General features: G+C 41.7%; 20 protein-coding genes and 1 riboswitch. Of the genes, 4 read left to right on the forward strand and 16 right to left on the reverse strand.

The genetic code is table 11. From position 1 onward, the window contains the following. Nucleotides 1-149: 149 nt before the first annotated feature. Nucleotides 150-2,210, forward strand: coding sequence for a lipoteichoic acid synthase (gene ltaS / locus ACZ5Q7_RS00675; RefSeq protein WP_343752557.1), 2,061 nt, complete (start codon nt 150-152; stop codon nt 2,208-2,210). Nucleotides 2,211-2,419: 209 nt separating this feature from the next. Here ltaS and purU read toward each other — a convergent pair whose 3' ends face one another. Further along, nucleotides 2,420-3,292: a formyltetrahydrofolate deformylase gene (purU, locus tag ACZ5Q7_RS00680; RefSeq protein WP_343752558.1), complete on the reverse strand. Its 873-nt coding sequence runs from the start codon at nt 3,290-3,292 to the stop codon at nt 2,420-2,422. A gap of 315 nt (nt 3,293-3,607) precedes the next feature. Between purU and ACZ5Q7_RS00685 the strand changes: the two genes are divergently transcribed. Both ACZ5Q7_RS00685 and ACZ5Q7_RS00690 read left to right on the forward strand, forming a co-directional pair. Continuing rightward, nucleotides 3,608-4,534 (forward strand): AEC family transporter, encoded by a 927-nt coding sequence (locus ACZ5Q7_RS00685; RefSeq protein WP_343752559.1) that lies wholly within the window; start codon nt 3,608-3,610, stop codon nt 4,532-4,534. Between the two features lie 107 nt (nt 4,535-4,641). Next, on the forward strand, nt 4,642-4,929 hold the full coding sequence (locus ACZ5Q7_RS00690; RefSeq protein ID WP_343752560.1) for a 2TM domain-containing protein: 288 nt from the start codon (nt 4,642-4,644) through the stop codon (nt 4,927-4,929). Nucleotides 4,930-5,395: 466 nt separating this feature from the next. On the opposite strand, the gene ACZ5Q7_RS00695 is transcribed toward ACZ5Q7_RS00690, so the two are convergent. After that, on the reverse strand, nt 5,396-6,022 hold the full coding sequence (locus tag ACZ5Q7_RS00695; RefSeq protein ID WP_343752561.1) for a queuosine precursor transporter: 627 nt from the start codon (nt 6,020-6,022) through the stop codon (nt 5,396-5,398). A gap of 98 nt (nt 6,023-6,120) precedes the next feature. After that, nucleotides 6,121-6,615: a preQ(1) synthase gene (queF, locus tag ACZ5Q7_RS00700; protein ID WP_343752562.1), complete on the reverse strand. Its 495-nt coding sequence runs from the start codon at nt 6,613-6,615 to the stop codon at nt 6,121-6,123. A 65-nt stretch (nt 6,616-6,680) separates the two neighbouring features. Then, nucleotides 6,681-6,727: riboswitch (PreQ1 riboswitch) on the reverse strand. Between the two features lie 303 nt (nt 6,728-7,030). Between queF and ACZ5Q7_RS00705 the strand changes: the two genes are divergently transcribed. Beyond that, nucleotides 7,031-8,536, forward strand: a complete 1,506-nt coding sequence (locus tag ACZ5Q7_RS00705; protein WP_464432985.1) for an IS5 family transposase — start codon at nt 7,031-7,033, stop codon at nt 8,534-8,536. Nucleotides 8,537-8,551: 15 nt separating this feature from the next. Here the strand turns inward: ACZ5Q7_RS00705 and ACZ5Q7_RS00710 are convergent, their stop codons facing one another. The 13 genes from ACZ5Q7_RS00710 to ACZ5Q7_RS00770 form a co-directional block, all read right to left on the reverse strand. Then, nucleotides 8,552-10,333 carry an L-lactate permease gene (locus ACZ5Q7_RS00710; protein WP_343752257.1) on the reverse strand — a complete coding sequence of 594 codons (1,782 nt, stop codon included), beginning with the start codon at nt 10,331-10,333 and terminating at the stop codon, nt 8,552-8,554. 273 nt (nt 10,334-10,606) lie between these two features. Continuing rightward, a complete protein-coding gene (locus ACZ5Q7_RS00715; protein WP_343752258.1) occupies nt 10,607-11,143 on the reverse strand; it encodes a cupin domain-containing protein in 537 nt (178 codons plus the stop codon). Between the two features lie 80 nt (nt 11,144-11,223). Next, the gene (locus ACZ5Q7_RS00720; protein WP_343752260.1) at nt 11,224-11,991 is read right to left on the reverse strand and encodes an IclR family transcriptional regulator; all 768 of its coding nucleotides are present in this window, start codon (nt 11,989-11,991) and stop codon (nt 11,224-11,226) included. Between the two features lie 236 nt (nt 11,992-12,227). Next, nucleotides 12,228-12,869 (reverse strand): hypothetical protein, encoded by a 642-nt coding sequence (locus ACZ5Q7_RS00725; RefSeq protein WP_343752261.1) that lies wholly within the window; start codon nt 12,867-12,869, stop codon nt 12,228-12,230. Between the two features lie 551 nt (nt 12,870-13,420). Further along, entirely contained in the window at nt 13,421-15,157 is a 1,737-nt protein-coding gene (locus ACZ5Q7_RS00730; RefSeq protein ID WP_343752263.1) for a GMC family oxidoreductase, read from the reverse strand. Nucleotides 15,158-15,172: 15 nt separating this feature from the next. Further along, nucleotides 15,173-15,997, reverse strand: coding sequence for a gluconate 2-dehydrogenase subunit 3 family protein (locus ACZ5Q7_RS00735; protein ID WP_343752264.1), 825 nt, complete (start codon nt 15,995-15,997; stop codon nt 15,173-15,175). 223 nt (nt 15,998-16,220) lie between these two features. Continuing rightward, entirely contained in the window at nt 16,221-16,961 is a 741-nt protein-coding gene (locus ACZ5Q7_RS00740) for an amino acid ABC transporter ATP-binding protein (protein ID WP_343752265.1), read from the reverse strand. A gap of 401 nt (nt 16,962-17,362) precedes the next feature. Beyond that, on the reverse strand, nt 17,363-18,649 hold the full coding sequence (locus ACZ5Q7_RS00745; protein ID WP_464432921.1) for an IS110 family RNA-guided transposase: 1,287 nt from the start codon (nt 18,647-18,649) through the stop codon (nt 17,363-17,365). 142 nt (nt 18,650-18,791) lie between these two features. Beyond that, nucleotides 18,792-19,487 (reverse strand): amino acid ABC transporter permease, encoded by a 696-nt coding sequence (locus ACZ5Q7_RS00750; protein WP_425542343.1) that lies wholly within the window; start codon nt 19,485-19,487, stop codon nt 18,792-18,794. 29 nt (nt 19,488-19,516) lie between these two features. Further along, on the reverse strand, nt 19,517-20,338 hold the full coding sequence (locus ACZ5Q7_RS00755; RefSeq protein ID WP_343751320.1) for a transporter substrate-binding domain-containing protein: 822 nt from the start codon (nt 20,336-20,338) through the stop codon (nt 19,517-19,519). 268 nt (nt 20,339-20,606) lie between these two features. After that, nucleotides 20,607-21,764, reverse strand: coding sequence for an aminotransferase A (locus tag ACZ5Q7_RS00760; RefSeq protein WP_343751381.1), 1,158 nt, complete (start codon nt 21,762-21,764; stop codon nt 20,607-20,609). 111 nt (nt 21,765-21,875) lie between these two features. Further along, entirely contained in the window at nt 21,876-22,844 is a 969-nt protein-coding gene (locus ACZ5Q7_RS00765; RefSeq protein WP_343751321.1) for a hydroxyacid dehydrogenase, read from the reverse strand. 133 nt (nt 22,845-22,977) lie between these two features. Continuing rightward, nucleotides 22,978-24,399 carry an NAD-dependent succinate-semialdehyde dehydrogenase gene (locus tag ACZ5Q7_RS00770; protein WP_343751322.1) on the reverse strand — a complete coding sequence of 474 codons (1,422 nt, stop codon included), beginning with the start codon at nt 24,397-24,399 and terminating at the stop codon, nt 22,978-22,980. Nucleotides 24,400-24,792 lie beyond the last annotated feature (393 nt).

Consider the following 24,792-nt stretch of genomic DNA (forward strand, 5'->3'; position numbering starts at 1 on the left):
ACCAAAAAAATAGGTCTTAACAAAATGACAAAACAGTTATATAATAGAATGTGTTTGAAATCAGAGCATTCTCCAAAAAAGATGATAATGGTGTAATGATAAGGTGAATGGGATGACGTTAAGCAAGTAAAAAAATTGAGGTGACGTTAATGGAAAAGCTTCAAAAGTTAGGAAACGTTAAAAATTTGAAATCGACCAAAATGGGGTTCTTTTTGCTTGCTCTACTTCTATTTTGGTTTAAAACATATATTATTTATATCACAGAATTCAATTTAGGCATTAATAATGTGCTGCAACACTTTTTGCTATTCATTAATCCGTTGAGTTCGGGATTGGTGTTGCTCGGTTTTGCGTTATTTTTTAAAGGGAAACGGTTTGGTATTTCCCTGCTGATTATCGATGCGCTGCTAACGTTGTTTATGTATTCAAATATCATATTCTATCGTGACTATGACACATTTATTACCATTCAGACACTCATGCAGACGGAGAACGCCGGCAGTATCAGCAAAAGTATTATCGGTTTGTTTGAATGGCATGATCTCCTCTATACGCTGGATCTGATTGGTCTGACCGCGTTGTTTGTCAAGTGGAAGGCGGGTTGGACTGTCACACGCCTGAGCTGGAAAAGGCCTTTTGCTGTATTGGCGTCAGGCGTCATCGTGTTCACAGTTAATTTAGGGTTGGCCGAAATTGATCGTCCGCAGCTGTTGGAGCGGGTGTTTGACAATAATTATATTGTTAAGTATCTCGGCGCTCCCAACTTTGCCGTGTTCAATACGATGCAAACAGTGAAAGCCAACGCAAAACGGTCGATGGCTTCTAGTGACGATATCAATAAAGTCGAAAACTACACGAATAAAAAATACGCCGAACCGAACGCGGAATACTTCGGAAAAGCAGAAGGCAAAAACATTATCAAAATTCATTTGGAGTCGTTTCAGTCATTCTTGATTGATTATAAACTGCACGGGGAAGAAGTAACGCCGTTTCTAAATTCCCTCGTTCATGATGAGAGCAAGAATTTTACGTACTTTGACAACTTCTTCCACCAGACCGGACAAGGGAAGACAGCGGACGCGGAATTTTTGATGGATAACTCTTTGTACGGATTGCCGCAAGGGGCTGCATTTGTCACGAAAGGCACGAATACGTATCAGTCCATGCCGGCCATTCTCGATCAAAAGCAGAACTATACCAGTGCTATATTTCACGGGGATGACAAGTCATTCTGGAATCGAAACCAAGTATACAAGTATATGGGCGTGGATAAGTTTTATGATTCCAGTTACTATGACATGAGTGAGGATAAAGTGATCAATTACGGGTTGAAGGATAAACCGTTCTTCAAGCAATCGATGCCAATGCTCAAAGATCTCGATAAACAAAATGGGCCGTTTTACGCGCATATGCTGACGTTAACGCACCATTACAATTTCAAATTGGATAAAGGGGATGCGTCCATAGCGCCTGCGAATACTGACGATGGCACCGTTAATCGTTACTTCCAGACAGCCCGTTATCTGGATGAGTCACTTAAGCAGTTTTTCCATGATTTAAAAGAAAAAGGCCTGTATAAAGACTCGGTTATCATGATTTACGGTGACCATCAAGGCATTTCACAAAATCATAATCAAGCCATGAGCAAGATTACCGGTGAAGAAATAACACCACTGAAAAACGCTAACTTGCAACGCGTTCCGTATATGATTCGCATACCCGGCGTTGACAGCCAGGGCATCAATCATGAATATACCGGTCAAGTGGATGTTATGCCGACGATGCTGCATCTATTGGGAATCAATGCCAATGATTATATCCAATTTGGCACAGACATGTTTTCCGAAGAGCATAGAGAATTCGTCCCATTCCGAAATGGAGATTTCATGACTGATGATTACAGCTATGTGCAAAACACCTTTTTTGATAATGTGACTGGCGAACCCATTGAAGAACCGACAGAAGACATGAAAGAAATGCGCAATCAGGTTCATTTCGAACTCAGCTTGAATGATGAAGTGCTGAACGGTGACTTGTTGCGATTCTATGAACCTACTGAAGACTGGAAACCGATTAATCCCAATCAATATCAGTATGGAAAGCCTGATGATGAGAAGGAATCTGGTGACGAAGATAAACCTGATAACGATAAGACATCAGCTGAAGACAACACGGATGCGAACATGAACAAAACGAAAAATAACAAATAGCAAAAAAGAAGCTGGGACAAAACGAAACAGATCAATTCTAAATACGAACACTATATTTAAGACGTCGTTTCCACTCTGAAATAATACTGTGCTTGTCCTACGCTAATGTCATCAAAAAATCCGAACCGATTCAGATTATGTATGAATCAGTTCGGATTTTTCTTTAACTCAATCTAAGTTGGACAAAGCCCTTTATATAGCGCTATTAGTCACCTGAAAACGATCGTTTTATTATCCTCCACAATGACTCTGTCCTCCAGATGCCATTTCACCGCTCGGGCAAGGACGCGTCTTTCCACTTTCCGGCCAATCTTTTTCAAATCGGCAACATGATCGCGGTGGTCGACTCGCTCGATATCCTGCTCAATGATCGGACCTTCATCCAATTCATTTGTGACGTAATGCGAGGTGGCACCGATCAATTTCACACCGCGCTCATAGGCTCGTTCGTAGGGCTTGGCACCGACAAATGCCGGCAAAAACGAATGGTGGATATTAATAATCCGATCTTGAAAACGCGCGACAAAATCCGGTGTCAAAATTTGCATGTAACGTGCTAAAACAAGCACATCGACATCGTATTCCTCCATCAGCCGGATTTGCTCTGCTTCCGCTTGTTGCCGGATATCCTTGTTTGCCGGAATATGGTGAAATGGAATGCCCATTGATTCGACTAGCTCGCGGGCATCGTCATGATTACTGATAACACAAGTGATATCCGTTTCCAAATCCCCGCTCTGCCATTCCCAAAGCAGCTCAAGCAAACAATGCGAATCTTTGGAAACGAAAATGGCTGTTCGTTTCGTTTCCCAGTGATAAGCGAAACGGTATTCCATGGAAAATCGCTCGGCTAATTGGATGAAGTCAGATTCTAGGGCCGATCGTTTGTCATCAAGATCCGCGCAATAAAATTCAATCCGCATAAAAAATGTTCCATGTTCAGGATCGCTCGAGTATTGATTGGATTCGATGATATTCGCACCGTGCTCCAGCAAAAATGTTGAAATAGCTGATACAATACCCGGACCGTCCGGGCATTGAACGAGAAGTCGGCAACGGTTGTCTTTAGAATATGTTGTCATGTCGATGTCTCCCTTATCTTTCTTTCATTTCGAATTGATGCCTACTATTTTACCAATTTCCGTCTAAAAAGTTAATAACGAATGACGTATAATAAAACATATCACTCATTTAAAATACCGTGACATATGGACGCATGGATTGTTTAGGTCAATCTCCTTCCGCTTTGACCCCGAGCGAAGTGGCCTTCTAAAAGCACACAACAGGCGCTTTTGTACGCTAACAGCTGTTTTTTGGATTTTTTAAATTGTTTTTGTTATTTTGAAATAGATTAGCATGTTCATAAACGGTACCAACGACGAAAGGAAGCCAGCAACATGTCGGAACTATTCACTATTTTATTGGATATTCTTATCCCCATTTTTATCGTCATGGGCATTGGGTATTTCATGCAGAAAAAATTTCGTTTGGACCTGCAAACCCTTGCCAAATTGAACATTTATTTTCTGGTTCCGGGATTCATATTTGTCAAACTGTACAACACTGAATTCTCGCCAACGATTTTTTTGCTAGTTGTTCTATTTTTCTTATTATATATCACCACATTATTCATTATATCCAAAGTAGCGATTAAAATGCAGCGATTGAATCGTGGAAAAGGGATAACGTTTTCCAATAGCATTATCTTTTTTAATTCCGGAAATTATGGCGTCCCTGTCAATGATCTCGTGTTTAGAGGCGATCCATTTGCCATGTCCATTCAAGTTATCATTCTGACTATGCAAAACATTCTGACGTTTACATACGGCATTTTTATATTGCAATCGGTTAACGTCGGCAAACTGCGCGCATTGCTCGGTTATTTCAGAATGCCGGTTTTATACGCAATGGCCGCCGGTATTTTTATGAACATCACCAACCTGTCCGTCCCCGATGTTATTTGGGAGCCGGCCACCTATATTTCCGATGCTATGATTGCCATGGCGCTTATTATGTTGGGGGCTCAAGTCGCCCAAATCGAATGGACATCGATATTATCGCCCGTTTATGTCAGTTTGCTGATCCGGCTTCTGATCGGTCCCGCCATCGCTCTTTTGATCATTTATATATTGGGGATCGATGGCACAGCAGCACAGGCCCTTTTCATTGCCTCGGCCATGCCGACATCGGTAAACAGTTCGGTTATTGCGCAAGAATATCAAAATCACCCTTATATGGCAGCACAAATGGTGTTGTTTTCAACCCTGTCCAGCGCTGTAACCGTTACAGGGGTCATTTACCTGTCCAGGCTCCTATTTGCCTAATCCGTTTCAGGTCATGTGAGAAGCCATGCGTGTTACCATGGGACCATCGCATGAAAACGCGTCACAATGAAAGCAATTCTCTACCATTACGAAAAGGAGCAAATTTCATGGATCATCAATCCCAAGCTTATATGAAAGCGAAAGAAAAGGTTGAGCGTTTAAAAGACTTTTACAGTCACCTTATTGTGTATGGGCTCGTTAATACTCTGCTTTTCGTTATTAACATGGTCACCAACCCGGATTATTGGTGGTTTCTTTATGCGCTCGGTGGCTGGGGAATCGGTATCATCATACACGGATTATCCATAAAGGACAATCATTTTTTGGGAGCCAAGTGGGAGGAAAAGAAAATCAAAGAATACATGGAAAAGGATCGAGATAATGATTCCCAATAACAGATGGATCTGTTTATGTACCGGAAAGAACAACCGCAGCGCTTATCAGACCTGGCATCCGTTTCGTGGTCGGTTGATCAGCGCCTCTGCCCCTTTATTCCTCGCAAAGATCAGACATGTGTCCCAACGTAATGTTGCCCCCTAAAAGCACACGACAGATGTGTTTTCCGTGAAATCCCAGTTCATGCGTCGTGGCAGCAGCGACGGTAACAGCAGCGGAGGGTTCGATCCGCTGTTCCAACCGTTCCGTGACAAACAACAAGGCGCGTTTAATAGAAGCAGCACAATCTCATCCACATACGTTTGCATGACCGGAAATGTCTGATCGCCCGGCTGTGATGCCCGAAGCCCATCCGCGATCGTATCGACGCAGTCAATCCGTAACAGTACCTTTTCAACAATTATCGCTATGCTAAACAACGATCAAATTCTGAATGAAATCTTCTAGAAATATCCCCGGCACACGTTATGCGCCGGGGATATTGACGTTCATTCTACTTTTTTGAGCCCATGTTACAAGCATATATACAACAGGGGTGTCCAACAATGCAATCAGCAGTTTGACCACATATTGCGAGACGAGCATGCCCATCAGCACACTGAATGGAACCGTCCCCCAGAACGCGACTGTAATAAAAATGGCGGTGTCAGCAAGTTGACTCGTCATCGTGGACACGTTGTTACGGATCCATAATTTGGAATCGCCGTGCCGGGCTTTCAAATAATGAAAAATACTAACATCAAGATTTTGACTAACCGCATAAGACATCAGACTGGCGACCATCACCCGGAAACTGCCGCCCAGAACCGCTGCAAATTCCGTCTGAAGACCAAAATCCGGAGCTGCCGGCAATTGAATGACAATAAAAATGAAAACCAGTGCAACCACCTGTGTTAAAAAGCCTGCCAGCACTGTCTTCCGCGCAGCATCCTTTCCGTATACCTCACTGATGACATCTGTAATAATATACGTGACAACATAGACGACCAGCGTACCGGGCAACACGACACTACCGATGCTGAACAATTTGACGCCCAACACATTCGACAACAAAAACAAGCCAATAAATAATGCATTTAAGTAAACAAACATGGTCTATCCTCTCCCTATGATTGGAAAAACGGCCCAATAACCGTTTTGAAATAGTCGACGGATTAACATGGAAGGAGAGGATCTCGCTCATCCCTCTTTCAGCGATTATCAACCTTTTCCGGATACAGATCATGATTCATCAAACGGTGTTCTGCCATTTGCTCAAACCGGGTATCCGGCTTGCCATAATTGCAATATGGATCAATGGAGATGCCCCCGCGCGGTGTAAATTTTCCCCACACCTCGATGTAGCGTGGATCAAGCAGATCAATCAAATCGTTCATGATAATATTAATACAATCCTCATGAAAGTCTCCATGATTCCGGAAACTGAACAAATACAACTTCAATGATTTGCTTTCAACAATTTTCTTATCTGCTATATAGCTGATATACACCGTCGCAAAATCCGGTTGCCCGGTTTGCGGACAAAGTGTTGTAAATTCAGGACAATTGAATTTGATGAAATAATCCCTGTCAGGATGCTCGTTGTCTATTGCTTCAAGCACATCCGGTGTGTAATCAAATGCATAAGTTGTTCCTTGATTTCCCAATTGCGACAAGCCCTGTAAACGATCATTGTGTTCAGTCATATCAAAACCTCCTCTCATTAAAAAAACCACGGCCCTAAGGCACATGGTTTTAAACGTCTCATCATCTGTCCTTAGTTTTTTATAGAGGGTTGAAGCTAAGAACCTCTCCCGTTATCGGAACGGACTATCCATTTATCCATCTATTATTAGTTAGTATATGCCAAAGATGCGGTTATGTCAAAGCTTGTGAGTGAGTCACTTTTTGGCAAGAGACACCAGTGGAAGGGTTGTAAGCATTCCGTCAATCCATTTTTTGTTCGATAGGTGTTTTTGGATACTTCTATTTGTTTAATTAGGGGCTGCTGAATAAATAAAAATGACTGATTGGACAGGAACTTTGCGTCTTTTTGTCGAAATAAGTTGCAAGGGATAGAGACAAATTCAACGAAAAAACCTTGCACCTGGAGGCCTGACAATGTACGAACATAATGAACGTCAAATGATCATGCCGGATGAATTTTTCCTCCCTTTTGGGGGTCGTTTGAACCCTAATAACCGCTGGGCTGTTATGGCCAATCTGATTCCATGGTCAAAACTTGAAGATGAGTACGTTCAACTCCTGAATGATTCAACAAGAGGAAACAAAGCCTATTCGGTCCGGACGGCGCTTGGCGCATTAATCATAAAAGAGCGTCTTGGACTGAGTGACCGGGAAACTGTGGAACAGATTACGGAGAATCCGTATCTTCAGTATTTTATCGGGCTTTCATCTTTTCAGGAAGAAGCGCCTTTTCATGCCTCGACCATGACGTATTTCCGTAAACGCCTGGATGCTTCCATCGTCAACCAAGTCAATGAATGGATAGTGGAAGAACAAACAAAGCGTGACCAGGACGATGATGATGATTCAGATAATGACCATAAAGGAACCGGCGGTTCACATGGTGACAAGTCCAATCAGGGAACGGCTGATAGCTTACCTAATCAGGGAAAGCTGATGATGGATGCCACTTGTGCCCCAGCCGATATCGCCTATCCAACGGATTTGAATTTGTTAAATCAGGCACGGGAAAAGCTTGAAGCCATGATCGATACGCTGCATGAACCTTTGAAAGGTGAGCGACGGAAACCACGTACCTATCGAAAGAAAGCCCGCAAGGCTTATCTGGCAATTTCCAAGCAAAAGCAACCGGGACGCAAAAACGTTCGACAAGCCGTTGGCAAGCAGCTAAACTACGTTCAGAGAAACTTAAAACACATCTCGTTCCTCGTGCAACAGGTAGGACTGTCACCTTTGGACAAGCGTCAGTATGGGGAATTATTGGTCATACAGGAACTAACCCGTCAACAGCAGCACATGTATGACCATAAAAAGCATCAAATCGACCATCGCATCGTCAGTATCCACCAGCCTCATGTACGTCCGATTGTACGTGGTAAAACAGATGCCAATGTTGAGTTCGGGGCCAAAATCTCCGTAAGCATGATCAATGGTTATACCACGCTGGATAAACTGTCATGGGACGCCTATCATGAAGGAGTCTATCTTCAGGACTCCATTGAGGCCTATTGTAGGCGCCATGGTACTTATCCGGAGGCGGTCCTGGCTGACCAGATTTACCGGACAAGGGGAAACCGACGCTACTGCAAGGAGCGCGGCATCCGGCTGAGCGGACCAAAACTCGGCCGCCCTTCCAAAAATGCTCAGGAGAACCGGCTTCAAAAACAAATTGAATATCAGGATGCCGCAGAACGAAATGCGATAGAAGGCAAGTTTGGCGAGGGCAAGCGTTCGTATGGACTTGGCCTTATTTCAGCATGTCTTCGGGTGACCAGTGAAACGGTCATTTCCATCCAGTTCCTGGTTATGAATCTTGAAAAGATCCTCCGGGATACTTTTTTATACGTTTTATATTTAATGGTCGAGAACCTTTTTTCGGTCCGAGATCGAAAGCCCCTATTATTCTTAGGTAAGATATAAATCATTCAGCAACCCCTAATTATTCATCTTCCTTTGTTTGTTATCCATTGGTGTCCATTTATTTCTATTATTCATCCATATAGCTACTATAACGGCTGCGTAAATAGCTATAACGACAAACGTTCCGATATTTAACCCAATTCCCATTAAGATAACAAAACCAATAGCACCTGTCAGAAGAATATAATAAAAACCAGGCAAAATAACTTTCCTGATAATCTCTCCTTCTCGTCCAACCAGACCGACGGCGGCTGCCGCTGTAATCACGTTATGAACACTGAACATGTTTCCAGCACCGGCACCAATCGCTTGAAGGGCTAACACCCATGACGGCTGTAACTGTGAACTGACAGCCATGTTTAATTGGAAATGACTAAACATAAGGTTACTGAACACATTACTTCCGGCAAGAAAGGCCCCTAATGCACCAACAACTGGAGCTATAAATGCCCACATATTACCTGATAGTATCGTTAATCCACTCGCCAACGTTTCAGGCATACTTTCAAATCCTGCAGCACCGCCGTCACTGTGAAGAAAGACCTGAACCATTGGAACGGCAAATATCAATGCTGCACCTGCTGACCCAATGGTTTTCACGGATTCTTTCAATGCGCTTTTAAATGACGTCCATTCCATATCATGCATCCAATAAGTCAAAATTGAGACGATTAAAAAGATGAATCCGGGAGACGTCAGTAATCCAAAATCAGTACCGAGTTCGCTCCCGAAAATGTGGTTAACGGCAATATCCGTTTTTCCCAACCAAGAAGAAATGGGCAAAAAGGGAGCATTGACAATAAAAAGCAAAGCAGCTGTGATAATATAAGGAAGCCATGATCGGAATGCTGAAAAAGAGGCTATCTTTTCACTCTCGATTTCAAGAATGCCACTCCATTCTTCTTTCCATTCAGACTTATCTTTAAATCGCCATACCGTATCTTTAGGCATAAACCAACCTTTTTTCGCGGCTATGACTGCAATGACAATTCCTATGAGCCCACCGAGCAAGGAAGGAAATTCAGGGCCTAAAAATACGCCTGATAAGACATATGGTACTGTTAAACTAAGTCCTCCAAAAAGAGCAAATTTCCACGCTTTAAAACCTTCTCTAACGGATTGGCCAAAGAATCCAGTAAGAAGGACGACCATAAACAGAGGTATAAGGGTGCCCACAATACCGTGAACCAACGCAATCTTTCCGGTCATTTCCAAAAGAAATGGACCCCACGTATCTACTTGAAGCGCAGAATTGACATCGGCGAGTTTGCCGTCTCCAAGACCCGAACTGAGACCTATGGAAATGGGCGCACCAGCTGCACCGAAAGTCACAGATGTACTTTGAAAAATCATAACCATAAGAGCTGAAGCCATGGCCGGAAAACCAAGCCCGACCAACATTGAACCAATCACAGCTCCTGTCGACCCGTAACCGGCAGCGCCTTCCAAAAACGCTCCGAAAATCCATAGAATAAGTATGACTTGTATACGCCGATCGTCTGTCACACCGGAAATACTATTTCGAATGACACCCAATCCACCGCTCTCTTTTAGCATGTTCAACAGAAGCAAGGCACCAAACACAATATACAAAATACTGAATGCGGTTTCAAAACCAATGAAACTGGCACCAGCGATTTTGTTTGCAGGTACTTCCCATACAGTTGTTGCCAAAACTAAGACGGATGCAAATGCCAAGATCATCGATGTTCTTGCTGTCCACCGTAATATGATGAGGAAGAAAAAGAGAATCAATAATGGGACGATTCCTAGAAAAACAAGCAACCCCAAACTCATTGCTTTCACCCTCCTTAAACGCCTGCGTCACTATTTCTATAATTTGCAAGTTGTGTCTAGATTTGTTACTATTATTATAGACGAATATACTTCATTATTTGTCTTACACTTACAACACAAGGTGGACACGACACCCTTCAGCCCAAGGAGGCACCCTTGGACTCAGGTTTAATGGTGATCGTGTCCGCATAAGCCCATGTTAAACCACCACAGTTGTTTCCACTTATTGAGTTGATATCCAGTTGTTTTTAACACGCGACATACCAATGGTTGTTATTTATCAGGAATGATATCGCTTTTATCGGTTCCTGATACGACGTGTTTTGCACCTGATCCAACGGGTTCTTCCAAAAACCATGCTCCCATACCGGAGACAGAAGGCACATCCTGGATGGTATAAAGAATGGCATCTTCATTATCAGACGTGTTGCAATGTTCGTGTGCCAGCCATGCAGGAGCAAAAAACACATCTCCCTTTTCCCACTCATACTTTTCGCCTTCAACGATGCTGTATCCTTCTCCCTGGAAAACAATGAAGATGGCCATGTTGCTGTGTCGATGCGGCTCATTATGTTCTCCCGGCTTTAGTACTTGCACCAATGCGTTTACATTGGGAGACACACCCTGGGCATCCCCTGTGTCTTCATTGATCAGTGATACAGCGCTTCTGCCTTCACTTAAACTTGACCCTGTTCCATATAAAAATTCATTGATATCCTTCCCTTTCCAAAGGCAAGGACGAATATTTGGCTTCGTACTTTTTTGAAGAAAATCACTGTAACTAATCATATTTGCTGCTGACTGACTCATAATTATCCTCCTTAGCTATTTTTTAGTACACGTTATTTTAGCTCACATTTACACGACTCTGAACAAATCACCCCCCTTTATTATTTATAAGTAAGCTGATCGGAAATTTCTTTGGTAATCTCTATCAATCTCTGAACATCATAGGATTGGGCATCCGTATTTAAATCGTTTGCAAAACCAATCATACAAATAGCAGCAATCATTTCGCCGGAGTGGTCAAAAATCGGGCTTGAAACAGCATGTCCTCCGGGCAAATCACCGAATTCTTGATCTCTTGACGCAAAACCAGCTTCCCTCACACGATTTAAATCGTCCTCAACTGCTTTTCTGTCCAAATGATAGTCCTCAATGTCTCTATTCATTATGTCCTGTATAGATTGATTCGGCAGAAATGCAGCGAAACACCTTCCGACCGAACTCATAAGAAGCGGAGGGTAATAACCTATTTCTATCCCAACATTAATCGATCGACCACTGCTTTGATACTTGGAAATCATCGGGCCATTATCCGTCCAGACGGCAAGGGCTGATGAATGTTTGATTTCCTTTTTAATCTTTTGCATAAACGGATCAATGATTGAAGAGATGCTGAATTTGTTTAACGTATATAAGCCCAGTTCGATCAGTTTAGATCCCATGTCATACGTTTTTTTGTCATCATCAAACGTTAAAACATCAGATTTAACAAAGCTGACAAGATACTTTTTTAAATTATTTTTAGACATACCTACTTTGTGCGACAGCGCCGTTAATGTTATCGGACCGTCATTGTTTTTTATTTCATCCAAAATCAGTACTGCGCGTTCAAGCGCCTGTATGCCTTGACTGTTCGAAAATTCCTGATTCACAACCTCACCACCAATTTGCGAACTATTAGTGTACCTAGTGAACTATTGGTTGATTACTTGTATAGTAACACTGGATACTCTAAAGTGTCAATGTTTTTTCACAATTCATAAGAATAATCACTCAATCTTGTATCATCCCAAACAGATCCTTCGCCGTAAATGCTACCATTAATTAAAGCAACCATAAGTCATACATCAATCTATTGAAAGCCTATTCACCTTTGCAAAACGGATCATCAGTCATCGCTTAATACCGGATGCTGCCACCATCTATCCGCTTGTTGCTTTAGATGGTCCATGTCGATGTCAGAACAGTGATCGGCCAACTTATTGATGGTTGCTTCACTAAATTCGGATTTGATGGCGAATTGGTCCTGTTTTTGCTCATTCGAATCGCCCGATGGGTACATCACATTGATTCGGACAGTCGCGAAATCATAATCGGAATCGCTCACAACGCAAACGGTTTGTAAAATCGCTGTTTTCATATTGGTCACTGTCGCGTGTTTGGTTGACCCTGCGACACCGCGGAATATGACTTCCATGGTATAAGGTTCATGATCAAACCTGCCTTGCACACGCACAGAGGTCGAATCAGGCAAGGTTTCCAAATCGTTTTGCAATTGTTTTTTTATAGCCCCTCTTGCTTTGTCATCTGTATCATGTTTGTTCTGATCTTGATGTTTCTGTTTGTCTTCTTCTTCTTTTAATTCCTGCTCTGTTTCTTGCTGTTCTTTTTCTGTCTGCTCGGTGTCTTGCTGGTCCTGTTTTGCCTGTTCGTCCACGTGCTCAATCCGTAGTACCAGCAACCCTATAACAATAATCACAACCGTCACTATAATGACCCATTTTTTTTGATAAAATTGTTTCTCAGCCATCTGCAACTCCCCTGCTTGCATCCTGAAAATAATTATTCCCTTGGAACCGCGAATACCGCCTCATCCATCCTTTTTGCCAAACCGTTATACGAAAAAAATCAGGAACCCGAAAACCGTTATTCGGATTCCTGATTCATTTGTTGGTTTGGACATGGGCTGGTCTTCGCATTGTCTTCAATAGTGATTTACCCGCCTTGCAAATAAGTTAAACATCGATATTGGGTTTAACTTAAAAAATAGGAATATGGTTGCCAAGTCGATTAAATGGGAGGGGGTAAGCTGCGCGAGATTCGATATGAATTGCGCGAGTTTCACTCCAAACCGCGTGTGTTTCCCCTTGAGTCGCGCGAATTTTCCTTCAAGCTGAGCGATCTCAGCCTTGAATTGCGCGAGTCCCCCTCGAACTGCGTGAGTTTCTCCTGGAGTTGCGCGACCTCGGGCTTGAGTCGCGCGAGTTTTTCCCCGATCCGCGCGATTAGTCGTCCTTACCTATCGCTCGAGTTAAACGGCACCTCATTTGACCGCCGCAATGGGAAGCGGCAAACTCCTATTTATGCTTTCTGCTTAGGCTGGACCAGCTGCCCGCCTTCTTTTAGATATTTTTCAATGCCTTCTGCTGCACGGTAGCCCAATGATCCGATGGTTAACGTCGGATGATGCCCCGGGAAATGCGGAAATGCGGATCCGCCCACAACAAAGAGGTTGTCCACATCCCACATTTGCAAGTAATTATTAACAGCAGATGTCTCTGGATCGTCGCCCATAATGACACCGCCGGCATAATGGCCGCCTTGATAAATATGGTCAAATTCGTCCGGCACTTCATCGACGTCAACCGTATCCGCACCCATGTTTTCCATAATTTCCTTACATTTTTCTATACCGAATTTGGCGATGTTCCGATCCTGGTCGGTATACTTATTGGTAATACGGAGCAACGGATCACCGAAGTCATCCTTATAGGTGGGATCCAAATCCATGTAATTGTGATACCATGACATGATGGCGGACGTATACCAGATGGTCAGGTTCCGGTTCGCATAAAAGTTGGCGTTTTTCTTAAACTCCGATCCCCAATTTGGCGTGCCTTTTGGAACTCTGTTGCTTTCTATAGCACCGCTGCCATACTGTCTGATTTCGATAGCACCGCCATTAAGGAAATCGACATCCGAGTGGTCAAAATTATCAGCCGCAAAATCATTCATGGTACCGCCCAGTGCGCCGGCACCCATGTAAAGGTTGAATTTGCGTTCGTCGAAAAAGCCTGTGGCACCAAGAAATGTAATATTCATCTGACCATTGAAATTTCGTCCGATAACGCCTTTTCTCGTTTCCGGATTATATTGTTCACCTATGTCCGACAACATGAGCAACCGGTTATTCGTGAACGTGAATGCTGCTAACACAACGACATCGGCTGGCTGTTCGAATTCCTGGCCAGTTTCGGTATCGGTATACATAACCCCGTTTGCTTTATTGCCGTCATAAAGCACGCGGCGTACGTAGGATTGCGTCCGCAATTCAAAGTTGTCGTGTTTTTGAGCGGTCGGAATAACAGTCATCAAAGGATCTGATTTTGCACCGAAATCACACCCATAATAGTGACAAAACGCGCAGTACTGACAAGCGTTCAGCGTTTCGCCATCCGGGTTTTCATACTGCTGTGAGACGTTGGCCGATGTCACTTGATATGGATGATACCCCATGTCCTTCGTCGTATTTTTGAACAACCGGATAGGTTCGGTTTCTTTCAGCGGCGGATTGGGGTAATCATCCGAGCGTTCCGGACCAAGGGGATCTTCTTCGCCCGAAATACCGGCCGTTTTTTCAAAGCGATCATAATATTTCTCCATTTCATCGTATGTGATGCCCCAATCCTGAATGGTCATGCCGTCCGGTATTTTGTCTTTTCCATAACGCTCGACCGTCTTACTGTATATTTCAAAATCATACGGCGGATACCGATAGACGGCACCTGCCCAATGGACACTGCCACCACCGGTATCGGTTCCGGCATTCATCTCATCCTGTGTTCGGACCGGCAACGCCCGTTCCCCGATGTTGTTCCGGGACGTAATGGTTTCATTCGACAAATCCTGCATCATTTGAAAACGTTCGATGTAACGCAGCTCATCTTTTTCACCTGTATAGTCTTGTAAATTTTTCTTGTCCCCTCGTTCCAGGGCTACCACTTTCTTGCCGGCCTTAGCCATTTCAGCTGAAATGACCCCGCCGGCCCAGCCGGTTCCAACAACAACGACGTCTACTTTATCCAATTTTTTAGCCATGATTGATACCCCCGATCATGATTGATAATCCCGTAAGCTTTTCGGTTCTTTTTTGATAAACTCTTCACTTTCAATTTCCTGCGTATAACCCAATCGCGGACCAGGGAATTCCTTCATTTTCCACCCCGCCATGTTTTTATTGCCGCCATAGACCGGATCGGAAAACGCACCCTCCAGCGTCATTTGCCGCAGAAGATTAAAAAATGTGACACCTGCAGCACCTCTCATCATAATTTCACCATTATCAAACGCCTTAAGTACCTCATCCTTCTGGTCTGTTTCAAGGTCAAAAAACTTTTTATCGAATTTATTCTGACTCACTTCATTCATCCGTCGTAATCCCCGAATATAAATCTCGCCCCGGTTCATCCGTGTTTGATATCTTGGAACACTTGATGGCGCCTGCGAGCTTGTATTCGGTCCTGATTTATGCTGCTTGGTATCCTTATGTTGATACTCATAAGTTTGGTTGTCCTGAAAAAAAGGATCCTTCATGTATGCCTTATCGTTCGTTCCCCATGACCCGCTCAATTGCTTATCAATGAAAAAGGGAACACCCAATTCAATCGCGCCCGGACCATCATCGTCTTCCGGCAAAATACGCTCAGTTGCTGCACTCAATGTTTCAAAGTCTTCTTTACGACTGAAAAACGTTCGTGCTTCCTGCAACGTTTGGGTTGTTTCTTTTTCTTTGGTTTGAGTATCCGGTTCATCCTGTAGTTGGCTCGTTAACAGACCGCCAAACAGCGACCCGCCAACAACACCGCCGGCAACCCATCCGGTATTCTTAATAAACCGGCGCCGGCTTTCATCAGTCTTTTCGTTATTATCGTCAGCCATGAGATTCGCCTCCTAACTATTTTAGTGACTTTTCCTTTTATCTATATCCTTTCCAAGTTTTCCAAAAGAATGCAAAAAAAGACGAGTGGCTTCGGTATGCGAAGCACTCGCCTTCTCTATTTATACTAATCGCACATTTTATCACTAACATGTAGGGTCGCAGTTCATTTTCGATGGATACTGTTCTAAGGATTTATCCTGCTTGTTTAAGCACGCCACATAATCACAATACTTTACTTAAAAATTCCTGTGTACGTTTTGCCTTGGGTGCATTGATTATCTCATCAGGTGGTCCTTGTTCAACAATACACCCATCGTGCAAATAAAAAAGCCAGTTTCCTACCTCACGAGCAAAACCCATTTCATGGGTGACGACTATCATGGTTTTCCCTTCATCAGCAAGTGTCTTCATAGTCGTTAGTACCTCCCCTACCAATTCTGGGTCGAGAGCAGATGTTGGTTCATCAAATAACATTATATCCGGTTTCATGGCCAATGCTCGAGCAATTGCTACACGCTGTTTCTCACCACCTGAGAGCCTTGAAGGGTAAACATCATATTTATCACTGAGCCCAACTTTATCAAGTAATTCTTTCCCTTCTTTAACAGCTGTTTGTTTGTCCATAGATTTTACCTGTATAGGTGCTTCAACGACATTTCCGAGAGCTGTTTTATGAGGAAATAAATTAAAATGTTGAAAAACCATCCCGACACGTTCGCGAATTTTGTTCAAGTTATGTGTATCCGACTCTATCGGATCTCCTTCAATTAAAATCTCCCCACTATTTTTTTTCTCTAAAAAATTCATACAGCGTAATACTGTGCTTTTACCTGAACCACTTGCGCCTACTAGCACTACAACATCACTTTCATATATTTTCATATTAATATCCTTAAGAACACTCAAATCTCCAAAAGATTTATTTAAATTTTTAATTTGAATCATTTCCTGTTTTTCATCCATACAATCCCTCCCTCAATAAATTAATGTTTTCTTGGAATTCCTTCGTTTTTCTCCCGATTTCTTTTGATTTATTGAAGCTCACAATGGTCGTGTATCCTTTATATTACAATTAAGGATATATATGGAATCAGTAAGTTATGCCGAGTACGCTCTAACAGGGTAATTTCCATTAAATGGATAACTAATCTTATGATCGCACCTTGGATCTCCACGTTTTCATGGCGGTGGACCCTCCCATGTCTCTCGGCGTCTATGCGCGCAAATTCCTTCGTTCAACCTGACCATGGTGGATGCCGGAAATGCTCCTAAGGTGGGTCTATGCCCTAACGGATGGAATATCGACCGGCTAATCCGTGCTTCAATTGTTAAAAGATGGTTCAGAACGATAGCTGTGTGCCTTCTTAAGCAACGTCCTGTAACGTCGACATCATGGGGATGTCACGAATCATGCGTTCTTCTTGGAACGTACACTTTCGTGTCCCTAATACATAAAAGATTTTGATGAGTTTTCGGCTTAACGCGATAAATGATTGTTTTCCTGTTAACGGATTATCGGATCGATAACGATAATAACGGTATAGTTGCTTGAATCCTTCATTGTGCAGGGATAATGGGCGTGCCACTAGATAGAGTAAGCTTCGCAATCGTTTGCGTCCTCGTTTAGTTATGGTTGTTTGGCCTTTGAACATCCCTGATTGATTCATCTTTAGATTGAGTCCCGCTAATTTAATGATTTGGCGTGGATCCCGATAATTCGATAAATCACCAACTTCGGCGAAGAAACCGGCGACTGTTATGGCACTGACACCTTTAATGGCTATCATCTGATCAGCTCCAGGGATGTGACGAACAAGGTCTTCCAGTTGTGCTTCAAGAGCTATAAGACGTGCTTCAAGAGCTTTATACTGATCAATCAAATAACGCATTTCCTGACGTGCCATTTGTAATCCCACTGTGAGGCCAATGCTGCCTTCAGCCGCCTGTTTCAAATCCTGAATGCGTTTGATGCCCACACCGCGTTTGGCGGCCTTCTTGACTTCAAGAAGCAAATCTTCTTCCGAAGCTTTACGGATATCTTCCGGTAAATAGCCTCGTTCCAATAGATGGAGGGCAGCCTTTCCAGTCCAGTCTTTAAAGACATCGAGAAACTCTGGAAAGTATCGGTCTAACGCATTATGCATTTGGGCTTTGACCGAGGACATATCCTCTTGGATCATGTCATAGAGTTTCATGCCTTCACGCAATTCAGCGTACACATCCTCCGGTAAGGTCGGTTCATGATAACGGCCATCACGTATGATCTGAGCAATAACTTTGGCATCTTTGGTGTCATTTTTCGTTGGTGAATCGTCATCCATTTCCTTGGACCGTTTAACCTTCATCGGATTGACGACAACCACTTGAATACCCCGGTCTTTCAAGTAATAGGCTAGATTCAGCCAGTAGTGACCGGTTGGTTCCATTCCAATGATAATGTTGGGGCGCTTGTGGTCACTGGACAAGTTATCAGCCCATTCAATAAGGTTTGAAAAACCCTGCTGCGAATTGGTAAATACCAACCGTTTAACGAGGTCTCGGCCCCGATCATCTATCGCTCGAGCCACATGTTTGCGTTTGGCTATATCAATCCCGATAATTAATGTTTGGTCATTGATTTGCGCTAAGCGATGATTTTGTGTAGAATCCATGGTAGAAGTCCTCCTTCGGTACTAAATTCGAGGTCATTGCAATGACACTCTCCATCGTACCAAGGGGGACTTTTTTATGCATTTGGCGTTTTCGTCGATTTCACATCAAATTTTTTCATTACAGGAATGCTCCTATATCCAATTAATCACCTGTAGACATTTTTTTCTCAATTCTATTAACAATAAGAGTTAGTATTAACACAACAAACAGATAATAAATGGCTACCACAACGTAAAAAGTTAAAAAGTCAAAATTATTAGACCCTTGAGTGTTAGCCACACCGAAAAGCTCCTGCATTCCTATGAAGGAAATAAGTGAAGAATCTTTCAAAGCTATAATAAATTGATTTCCAAGTGGAGGTACCGCACGACGAAATGCCTGTGGCAAAATAATTCGACGCATGGTAAGCATTCTGCTCATACCCAATGAATTTCCGGCTTCAGATTGCCCATTGTCGATTGACTGAATAGAACCGCGGAATATCTCAGCAATGTAAGCTCCGTTATGAAAAGCTAAGGCTGCAGTTCCTGCAGTAAATGCAGATAGCTCAACAAAAGCTGTCAGACCATAATATAGAATGAAGATTTGTACAATGAGTGGGGTTCCACGTACTGCCCATATATATATATCTGCTATCCACTCCAGAATTTTCGAGTTTGAAATTTTCAGTAAAGAGAAAAAAAGCCCAATGACAAGAGCAACAACGAGCGAAACGAATGTGAGTTCAACTGTTAATAATAATCCATTTAAAAATAAATCAAAGCTTCCAGTGAGGACATCGAAAAAATGAAATATAGATTGCAAAATGTTCAACCCCTTATATTCAGATGTGCACATTTAAATGTGCACATCTGAATCTGTATAACTTAATTATTTAATTCCTCAGGTGGTTCTGTAACATCTTCACCTATCCATTTCTCGCTGATTTCCTTTAATTTCCCTTTCTCTCTCAATTCATCTAAAGCTTGATTGATCTTTTTTAATAAATTGTCATGTTCTTTGGCAACTGGAATTCCTAATTTTGAGATTTTCAATTGCTTCTTAGCTTCTATATCCAGACCTTCTTTAATAGCCGTTTGTCCTGTGGTAGCATCTGTAACAACAGCATCATGATGCCCTTTTGCTAGAGACTGAAGCGCAACGACATCACTGTCAACCTGTGGAATATTATCCGTGTACTCTTTAACCATGTTTACATACGTTGTGCCTCTTGCGACTGAAACCTCCTTACCATCTAAATCTTCAGCCTTCTTTATATTGCTATCGGGTCTAGTAAAAATAACTGGTCCATTATAGTAGTAAGGGTCAGTAAAATTAACTTGTTTTTTACGTTTTTCTGTAATGGTATGATTAGCCACAGCAGCATCATAACGATTTTGTTTTACACCAGTTATGATGCCGGAGAACTTTGCTTTTTGTGGATTTGGTTCTAATCCAAGTTCTTTTGCAATAGCTTTACCGACATCTATATCAAATCCAACCATTTTCCCATCTTTCATAAAGCTAAATGGCTCAAGTTCTCCGGAAGCGGCAAATGTAAATTCACCGGAATTAACGAGATCCAACTCGTCTTTATCATTATTTTTCGTTCCACTCGATTTTTCAGATCCATCATCGGAACCACAGGCAACCAAAAAAACCATTAAAATCATCGTTATAAGCAAAGCGACAAATTTAGTTCCGCTCATTTTTTACGTTCCCCTTTCATTTAAATAGAATTGTGATGGGTTGAATCAATTGGGACTGACATCGTTAGAGCATAACCATGAAAATTAATCCAATAGACTTCGGTTAGTTTACAGCCACCTCCTGTGTCCTTCGACGTTTCATGCATACAAAAACCCTTTGATCAGCTTAACCATATTAACCTTCAAGAATATTACTAAACCCTTTTAACGATAGATTGCTATATTGCTTCATCTTAATGTATTCCTTCACTCTTCTCTAATAAATATTTCAATTTAAAGCGCTTACAAATTGCTCCATTCGATTCATGCCTTCCTCAAGAACATCCATTGAACTTGTAAATGATATACGAATATAATTTTCTCCGATTGATGAAAAAGAGGAACCCGGTACAACTGCGACATGTTTTTCTCTCAAAAGCTTATTTGCAAATTCTAACGATGTCATTCTAAATTTTTGAATAGAGGGAAAAATATAAAACGCCGCCTGAGGTTTTATGGCCTCAATCCCCATCGAGGTTAATCGTTCATAAACATAATTCATTCTTCTTTCATATTCTTTCCTCATAGCAATAGGATCATCTAAACCATTCGTTAAAGCTTCTATTGCAGCCTCTTGACTGATCGAGCAAGCACACGTTGTATTAAACAAATGGACTTTTAACAATTCATCTATTAGAAATGATGGTGCGAATAACAACCCAATTCTCCAGCCTGTCATTGAATGAGACTTTGATAATCCATTAATTACTACTGTTTGGTTTCTCACTTCTGGGAAAGATCCGATAGAGGAATGGTCCCCGTCAAAAATTAATTCACTGTAAATCTCATCTGAAACGATAAATATATCTTTTTGTTTTAAAAGTGTTGCTATGCTTGCTAGTTCTTCTTTTGTAAGAAGCGTACCAACTGGATTTGATGGATAAGAAAGAAGGACACATCGTGTTCTTTCAGTTATATGCTGCTTAATTAAATCGGCGGTCATTTTAAAATTATTTTTTGTCGTGTCAACAAATACAGCCTTAGCTCCGCACATCTCAATCAATGGATAATAACCCGGAAAAGCCGGACCTGCAAGAATAACTTCACTCCCTTCTTCCAATATCGTCCGGAAAACGGTATCCAAAGCTTGTGTAGCTCCGTTCATTACCATCGTTTCAGTTTCCCACGAGTACGTTAATCCATGCTTCTTTTGTACAAATTGACATGCCACTTGACGAAGTTCAGGTGTACCAGCTTTATTGGTATAGCCTGTTTGATTTGCATCAATCGCAGCTTTTCCGGCATGTTTAACGTGTTCAGGTGTGGCAAAATCAGGTTGGCCAAGCGTCAAATTGATACCATCATCTAATTGTTGTGCAGCCTCAGCAAAGTCTCGTATGCCTGAATTTTTTAAATGTTGTACACTGTTATTTATTAAATCTTTCAACATAACCAAACATCCCTCCTTTACAATAATATTTAATTAACACAATTTTAAGACTTATCTTGTTATAAATACCGGACGAATGAAATCTTCATTTTGTTTATCAGAGTGATTTTATACCTCAATAATTTCCTGATTAATACAGTTGCTGGGACCATTGCCTTCCAAAACATGTTTAATTTCTTCAGCAGCACCAGTAGCCATGAAGAATAATGCCTCTTCCGTAGTTGCTCCTATATGTGGTGTCAGGATCACATTTTCTAAATGCAATAGGTCGCTGTGACTTGAAGGCGGCTCTACCTCATATACATCAATACCCGCTCCAGCAATATCCCCATATTTAACAGCTTCAGCTAATGCTTCTTCATCAACCAACCCCCCTCTCGCACAATTAATTAAGCATGCTGTCGTTTTCATTTTTTCTAAAGAAGACTTATCAATTAAATGGTGTAACTTTTGGTTATAGGGCAAATGAAGGGTAACAAAATCAGAATGTATTAAAATATCGTCCATCGTTTGTACCATCGTAAGATCTTCAGTCAGACTTGAATCGACATACGGGTCAAAAACAAGAGCTTCCATATCAAACCCATAAATACACTTTTTTGCTACCAACTGACCAATTCGACCGTAACCTATAATGCCAATCGTTTTCCCTCTCAACTCTCTACCAATCGATGTATTTCTAATATTAAAATTTCCTGTTCGAACACCCCGATCCATTGTCAAGAACCTGCGAGATAAATTCATTATTAAACCTGTGACATGCTCTGAGACTGATACAAAGTTTGCATCCGGAACATTACAAACATATACATCGTTATCTGAAGCAGCTTGAATGTCAATATTATCAACGCCTACACCACACCTCGCAATAATTTTAAGATATGGCAATGAATCAATAATTTTTTTATTAATTGTGGCCCCTCTTACCATAATTGCGTTACATTCTTGTAAACGGGAATTTTCTAATATATCATTAGGATTACTCACTTTGAGTAAATCATAATTTGAACTTTCCAACAATTTTATTCCTTCTTTTGGAATATGCTCATGCCCTTCATAAATAATTGCAACTTTCAAACTTTTTATCCCTCCTTGACTCCTATAACAAGGATTGTAATTCCTTTCATTGCCTGACACGTCAACTATTTAACTTGACATGGTCAGACAATGAGATAGATAAAAATCTTAAACTAAATGGTACCGTAACATGCTATTGTTTGATTTGCGTTGAAAATAACTTTTCAACAACATATTCATCAATCCCCTGGTGTCCGCCTTCCTTTCCAAACCCGCTTTCTTTAATTCCTCCAAATGGAACGGAAGCTGTGATGGGAAGAGAATCGTTTAATCCTACAATGCCGAAATCCAACTGCTGTGCCACTCTATGGCCTCTGGATAAATCATTTGTATAGAAATAGGATGCCAAGCCAAAAGGCGTGCTATTGGCTTTCGATATCACTTCTTCTTCTGTTTTAAATGAAAAAATCGGAGCTACCGGTCCAAACGTTTCCTCGTAAGATATGAGCATGGTTTCATCAACCTCTGTTAAAACAGTAGGTTCATAGAAACTCCCTTTTTGAAAGGTCTCACTTTGCGGCCGTTGTCCACCAACAACAACTTTTGCTCCTTTTTGAACCGCATCAGTGACTTGCTCTTCAACTTTTTTGACACCACTCTCATTGACTAAAGGACCAACAAAGGTTTCGGGATCCAGTCCATCCCCCATTTTTACATCCTTCACTTTTTCTTCAAGTTTTTGAACAAATTCATCTTTAACAGATTCCTGAACATAAACACGGTTCATACTCACACACGTTTGTCCTGCGCAGCGAAACTTACCTGCCACCAATTGATCAACAGCCAAGTCAAGGTCCGCGTCTTCAAATACAATATACGGGGCATGACCTCCTAATTCCAGCGATAATTTTTTCACTGTTTTGGCTGACTCTGCCATTAATTCTTTGCCTACTTCAGTAGAACCGGTAAAACTTATTTTTTTAACTTTTGAGCTGTTTAACAACGTATCAGAAATTTCCCCAGCACTTCCCGAAACCAAATTAACGACACCCGATGGCATTCCTGCTTCTTCAAACATTTCAAAAATGAGTTTGGCTGACAACGGTGAATTGGATGACGGTTTTAAAACAACAGTACACCCGACAGCAATGGCCGGTGCGATTTTTCGAGCAATCATAGCAACAGGAAAATTCCAGGGCGTTATTGCTCCAACCACACCAACTGGCTGTTTGATAACATTTACGACTTTATTCGCTTTCGATGGGACCGTTTCCCCATAAACGCGTTGTGCTTCCTCTGCAAACCATTGAATATAATCGATTGCCATTTGGACTTCACCATTCATATCCTTCAATGATTTACCCATTTCCAACGTCGCCGTACGCGCAAGTTCTTCTTTTCTGCCTCTCATTAATTCTGCTACTTTGTACATATAGGAAGCTCGCTCTTTACTGGATAGTCCAGACCATGTATTAAAAGCTTCGTGTGCCGAGTCAATTGCTTCATTAACGTCTTCTTTTTCAACACGGGGAACTGTCCCTACAATGTCCCCATTGGCTGGATTTTTTACTTCCATCTCTTTTTTCCCGCTAAGCCACTTCCCATTAATAAACACCAAAACATCTCCTTTATAAAAATTGTCCTAAACACTTTTTACCAATCGCAACTGCCTTTTTTAAAACTATGGTTCATAAAAAAATAAAAAGGCGTGGAAAAAGTTTTTGTGTCTCTGGGGAAAGTTATTTTCCTCTCCACTCACCATGCTGCTTTTGTTTACTGTATCAATCATATGTCTGCTTCCCCCTTGACATTGTCTTAAAGTGAAACTCTATATAAAAACCTAATGTTATAATTGTTCAACCGGTATCACCAGCTAATGTATAGTTTACTACTAATTGATTAAATTTTCAATATATTTTTAAATTATTTAACCCTTTTATATTGTTCTTTATCTACATTCGAAAAAGCATCCATGATACTCGTCCCCCCTTCATCATGGAAGGGGGAG

Source organism: Lentibacillus halophilus (genome assembly GCF_055395055.1).